General features: G+C 38.6%; 4 protein-coding genes and 1 tRNA gene. 3 read left to right on the top strand and 2 right to left on the bottom strand.

The window, feature by feature from the left end:
• The first annotated feature begins 216 nt into the window (after positions 1-216).
• Both H5072_RS13200 and H5072_RS13195 read left to right on the top strand, forming a co-directional pair.
• Positions 217-1,854 carry a cyanophycinase gene (locus tag H5072_RS13200; protein WP_182693774.1) on the top strand — a complete coding sequence of 546 codons (1,638 nt, stop codon included), beginning with the start codon at positions 217-219 and terminating at the stop codon, positions 1,852-1,854.
• A 92-nt stretch (positions 1,855-1,946) separates the two neighbouring features.
• Positions 1,947-2,195, top strand: a complete 249-nt coding sequence (locus tag H5072_RS13195) for a hypothetical protein (protein WP_024596835.1) — start codon at positions 1,947-1,949, stop codon at positions 2,193-2,195.
• A 438-nt stretch (positions 2,196-2,633) separates the two neighbouring features.
• On the opposite strand, the gene H5072_RS13190 is transcribed toward H5072_RS13195, so the two are convergent.
• Positions 2,634-2,710: transfer RNA gene (locus H5072_RS13190), tRNA-Pro, on the bottom strand.
• Positions 2,711-2,821: 111 nt separating this feature from the next.
• A complete protein-coding gene (locus H5072_RS13185) occupies positions 2,822-3,445 on the bottom strand; it encodes an arylesterase (RefSeq protein WP_039490141.1) in 624 nt (207 codons plus the stop codon).
• Between H5072_RS13185 and H5072_RS13180 the strand changes: the two genes are divergently transcribed.
• A partial coding sequence (locus H5072_RS13180; RefSeq protein WP_182693775.1) for an ABC transporter ATP-binding protein occupies positions 3,446-4,100 on the top strand: 655 nt, incomplete at its 3' end.

Here is a 4,100-nt window from a genome sequence, read left to right as displayed (position 1 = left end):
ATGAAATTGGTCAATAAATGCTCCGTTTAAATTTGTTTAGATAATATTTACAAAGACACAAGGGCAAACTAAACAATGTATTTAAATGAAGTGCTTAACCCGAACGTTTTTCAGAGACTTGAATTATTTAACATTTATAAAAATATATTTAGGCGCTAGTGGCTAGCTGTTAAACTACAGCACATTAGTTTTATTATTTATATTAGAGTTTACATTATGATATGTGCATTTTTACGTGATCAACAGCCGAAGTTACTGGGTATGGTAGTGGCATTGTTCGGTGCCGGTTTTTCAATAAATGCAGTGGCTCAAGAGCAAAGCCAAACTTTAATTTTAGTGGGGTCAGAGCTTACTACCTGTACTAGCGCCAAGCTTAATAATTGCCAAAAAGAGGCTGTTATTGATGGTAAGTCACATAATTTATATACACTTAGCAGCTCTCAAATAAAAAACATCGCGCAGCATTGGCCTAATAATAATGTTGAGGCAAAAACGGCTGTATTAAAAACACTTAAAACCATACAAAGTAAATCGTCAAATAGCGTATCAAAAACAGATTTACTCTGGCAGTGGCGCGATATAAATAATCAGCAATTAGAAAGTCTAACTCAGCAAGAGTACAACTTTGTATTTGATATGCTAGAAGTACCGCTACTTAATAAAAACGGTGAGCGTGTAAAAGAGCAAGTAAATACCGATTTTAATAATGAGGTTGCGACTAATAATATTTTACAATTTGTGTCGGGCAGTTTAAAAGTTAATAACGCAAAACCAACCATGCTTGCTATTACGGCTTCGAGCCGCGACCCTTATGAGTCGGCAGATGTAGCGCAAAGTCTTTTGGCACAATCAAATATAAACACTCAATGGTTAGCACTAACGCCAGCGCTTGCTAAAGCGATTACGAGTAACTCGTGCGATGAATTACCTGCGCTTAGAAATACATTAATGAATGTGTATAACCGTGAAGTGATTTATCCCGATCGCACAAAGGCCGAATACGCTTTATGTAAAAATGGCACTAATGCACTTGTATCACTTATTAAAAATAGTACCGGTGTGATGTTTAATAGCGGTAATACAGCATTAACTCACAAGGTATTATTTGATCAAAACAATAACCCATACCCGTGGACGCAAGCATTGCAAACTCGCCCAGTAATTGTAGGTGAAGGAGCCGGTGCTGCAATCCAAAGTAAAGTGACGGGCATGCTTACAAATACGACAAGCCTTGAGGCACTTCGTAAAAGTGAAAATAACACTAATGCTGGTGGGCTGGGCAGTTTTAACTTTGGTGTACTAGATACTCAATTTAGCGAACAAAACCGTACATTTAGGCTTGCAGCAGCGCTAAATAAAAACGAAGTGAAAAATACTAAAACAGAGATTCAACATGGATTTGGTATTGATGAAAATACAGCCTTAGTTGTTATTAAATCGCCAGAAGGTAGCTTAATAACCGTAATAGGCAAAAGTGGTGTAGTGCATTTGGCTAACCAAGGTAAAGCCCAACCTGGGAGTAAGAGCTATAGCTATTCGTACTGGCCTACAAGCAGTGTAATTGAAATTACCAATAATACGTTTACATTAAGCGCACGCACAATAGATGAAGCGTTACCCGCTATAAAAATACCTCCACTTCCAGTGCAGCGTTTTGGCTCAATTTTAACAAATTCAAAACTGCGTTCACTTACTCAAGCGATGTGCCTAAGCCAAGAGCAAAGTGCGGTAGCCCAACAAGACGAGTTTATAATTAGCCTTACAGCAACGAGTGACACGCAGTATCATCGCGTAAATGCAAAAGAGTTTGGTTGTGCGCTAAGCAATTTAGAGTTAGCTATAAAGTCGATTTAGTGACTAACCTGAGCCAAGGGTTTAAGTTTTTGGCTCTTCTATATAAAATAGCCACCATAATGATTTAAAAGCCTTACTAAAAGAGTGTTAAAATGAATAAAGAAAATGATGTAATTTCTAGTCTAGCCGAATTAGAAAGCTTTTTATTAAATGTAGAAAACGGCGGTCTTGGCCTTAAGGGTGTTTCGGGCGTTGGTATGGCAACAAACAATAGTGATGGTAGTCGTTTTGTAGCCGTGTTTGACGATAATCAAAAATTACTTTTAGCGCGCGGTATTACAGAAGATGTATTCCAAACAGGGCAAGACATGGTACGTAATGGTGTAGGGCGCAAGCACTAGTACTTTAATAAAAAAGCGCTTAGAGCGCTTTTTTATTTTAATTTCAATAAATTGAAATCAAATGCCTTCATATAGATTCCACAAAGGCCACTTCAAGTTAATAACAATTAAATACAACCCCCATCAAAAACCACAAAACTAGCCAGCTAAACTCAGTTTTATTAAGTGCGCTTAGTTAAATAAGATAGTGCTACGGATAAATTGTAGAATCAAAACAGATGGATTTTGGCTATATTTTGAAAAGAAGTTTAACTTATTGATATAACGGGAGTTTATACCAATTCGCTTAATTAAGTGATCTATTTTAGGATGGAAAAACGTGTTGATAGCTAGGCAAAAAATTCGCTATTTAGTTGTTCTAAATGAGAATTTTTTAACACAGGTAGCGACAAGTTTAGCCCCGCAAAATGATTAAGTATTATAGCGGATTGGTATTAATGGTCGGTATGGAGAGATTCGAACTCTCGACCCCTGCCACCCCATGACAGTGCGCTACCAAGCTGCGCTACATACCGACGTTGTTTGCAATAGTACGTGTATTTTTTTAAAAATCAATAAGCGATTGTTTGTTTGGGTGTTTATTACGCAAGAAGCCTAAAAAGGCGCCCTTGCGGTGTATTAATTAGCTAGTCTTTATTTAACCACTTTTTGATCGAGTCATACATCTCATCTCGTATTAATGGCTGAGCTTTTTTGTTAGGGTGTAAACTATCGTTTTGCATTAGCTCAGGTTGGCTGGCAATATCGAGCATAAAAAAGTTCATTAAATGCGCATTTGTTTCTTCGCTAACGCGCGAAAAAGTGTCAGTAAACATTTTACTGTAACGCGGGCCGTAATTAGGGGGAATGTAAATCTCCATTAAGGCGGTCATCGCATTAGCTGCTTGGCTTTTTTGAATAAGAGACGTTAAGTTAGTTTGCATTTTTTTAACGGGGAAACCACGTAAACCGTCATTAGCGCCTAGCTCAATAAGTACATGAGTGGGTTCGTATTGCTCAAGCAATGCATCTAAACGGCGTAGGGCTCCACCGGATGTTTCGCCACTAATACTGGCGTTGATAAGTTCAATGTCGGCTTGTTCGTCATCGTATTTATCTTGTAACAATTTTACCCAGCCTTCTTCTTGTTGAAGTCCGTAGGCTGCGCTTAAACTGTCACCGAGTATTAAAATCGTGTTGTCGGCTGCTGCGCTCAGCGGTTTGATAACTAAAAATAAAATGAATACTAAACGAAGGATTGAATGAGTCATATGTCAGCGCTTTCTCAATTAAATATAATTCAGGTTAATGGTTTGTCTAAAATAGTTTCTACCTTTGAAGGTGAGCTGCCCATCCTCAGCGACATCAGCTTTAATGTCAAGCATGGTGAGTCTGTTGCTATTGTTGGCACGTCGGGCTCTGGTAAATCAACGTTACTCAGTTTATTAGCGGGGCTGGATACCGCAAGCAGCGGCGAAATATTTTTAGATGGTGAACCATTACACAATTTAGATGAAGAAGAGCGTGCTGCACTGCGCGCGGCTAAAATTGGATTTGTGTTTCAATCGTTTATGTTAGTACAAAGCTTAACGGCACTAGAAAACGTTATGCTACCAGCAGAGCTCGCTGGTGAAAGTGATGCAAAAGAGCAAGCAATTGCTTTGCTTGAAAAAGTAGGCTTGAGCCATCGAATTGATCATTACCCGTCGCAACTCTCTGGCGGTGAACAGCAGCGTGTTGCTATTGCGCGAGCATTTATTGGTACACCTAAAATACTATTTGCTGATGAGCCTTCGGCTAATTTAGACAGCAAAAACGGTAAAATGATTGAATCCTTATTATTTGATTTAAGCACGCAACACGGTACTACGCTTATTTTGGTAACTCACGATGAAGGGCTTGCACAAAAATGTGAGCACATTATTC

This window comes from Pseudoalteromonas sp. SR45-5 (assembly GCF_014163565.1).
GTDB lineage: Bacteria > Pseudomonadota > Gammaproteobacteria > Enterobacterales > Alteromonadaceae > Pseudoalteromonas > Pseudoalteromonas distincta.
This window is presented reverse-complemented; position numbering and strand designations above follow the sequence as displayed.